The organism is Streptomyces sp. NPDC004721, assembly GCF_053601495.1.
The window spans coordinates 1-1,584 of the sequence record NZ_JBSGBZ010000153.1 but is presented as its reverse complement, the minus strand read 5'-3'; the positions used below and the strand labels follow the sequence as shown (position 1 = coordinate 1,584).

Genomic DNA, 1,584 nt, shown 5'->3' with positions numbered 1-1,584 from the left:
AGCTTGATGTTTAACCTCGGCGGTTCACCTGACCCGCTGATCTTGGTTCGTTCCCGGGACAGCAGGACGGCCGTTCTTCACGCTTCGAGGTGTCGAGCAACGTCGCGTGAAGGAACGGCCGCTGGTGAAGAGTCTCGCTTATGAACAGTCCGCTGACGCCGCGCTGGGCATCCTGTCCCACTTTCGTGTCCAGTTCTACGACTGCCTCTACACCCGCGCGGATGCGCTCTTCGAGCTCACCGACGCGGTGCTGTGTGCGGACGGCCCGGTAACGTCACTGGTCGAGCTGACACTCACGGCCGAGCACAGGCGCGGGCATGGGGCGATGTACGACGCGGTCAATCACGGCTGGCTGGAGCCGCGCCGCCTGCGCAGGCTGCTGGTTTCCACACCGCTGCCACGTGCCGCCGACGGGCGGATCGTGCTCGCGGTGGACGTCAGCAACTGGCTGCGTCCCGACGCACCCACCAGCCCGGACCTGTTGTTCTGCCACGTCTACGGGCGGGGCCGCAGCGCGGATCAGTTCATCCCCGGCTGGCCCTACTCCTTCGTCGCCGCGCTGGAAACAGGACGCACCTCCTGGACCGCCGTGCTGGACGCGATCCGGCTCGGGCCGTCCGACGACGCCACCGCGGTGACCGCAGCCCAGCTCCGCGAGGTGATCACCCGGCTGGTGCAGGCGGGGCAGTGGCGGCCGGGAGACGCGGACATCCTCGTCGTGATGGACACTGGCTACGACGTCACCCGCCTCGCCTACGTCCTGGCCGACCTGCCCGTCGAGCTGGTCGGCCGGCTGCGCTCGGACCGGGTTATGCTCCGGGACGCCGGCCCGCGCCGCTCCACCCCGCGCGGCGGGCAGCCCCGCAAGCACGGCGGCGTCCTCACCTTCGCCAAGCCCGAGACCTGGCACACCCCCGACCAGGCCACCACTTGCGACACCACCCGCTACGGCACGGCCGAAGCCCTCGCCTGGGACCGGATGCACCCCCGTCTGCAGGCCCGCGGCCCCTGGCTCGACCATTGCGGTGAACTCCCCCTGATCCACGGCACGTTGATCCGGTTGAAGGTCGACCACCTGCCAGGCGACCGCGACCCGAAACCAGTCTGGCTGTGGTCCTCACGCACCGGCATGACAGGCGAGGACGTCGACCTGCGCTGGCAGGCGTTCCTCCGCAGGTTCGATCTTGAACATACCTTCCGGCTGTTCAAGCAGACCCTGGGCTGGACCGTCCCCAAGGTCCGCGACCCTGCGACCGCCGACCTGTGGACCTGGCTGATCATCGCCGCCCACACCCAACTCCGCCTCGCCCGCCCCCTTGCCGAGGACCTCCGCCGCCCCTGGGAACGACCCGCCGAGCCCCGTCGGCTCACCCCTGCCCGGGTCCGCCGGGGGTTCCGCCACCTCCGCGCGAAGACCGCCCGCCCCGCTGGCGTGCCCAAACCCTCCTGGCCTGGTCCCGGACGCCCACCCGGCTCGAAAAACCGCAGGCCAGCACCACGGCACGAACCTGGGAAGACCGTGAAACGAGCCGAAACCCTCACCGAACACGTCCGCCTGAAACAGCAGCGGGGATAAAAATCAAG

At 69.4% G+C, this 1,584-nt stretch carries 1 protein-coding gene; it reads left to right on the top strand.

The features are described 5' to 3' along the window. The first annotated feature begins 163 nt into the window (after nucleotides 1–163). Complete coding sequence (locus ACWEK3_RS42370) at nucleotides 164–1,576, top strand: NF041680 family putative transposase (protein WP_453252273.1); 1,413 nt, start codon at nucleotides 164–166, stop codon at nucleotides 1,574–1,576. Nucleotides 1,577–1,584 lie beyond the last annotated feature (8 nt).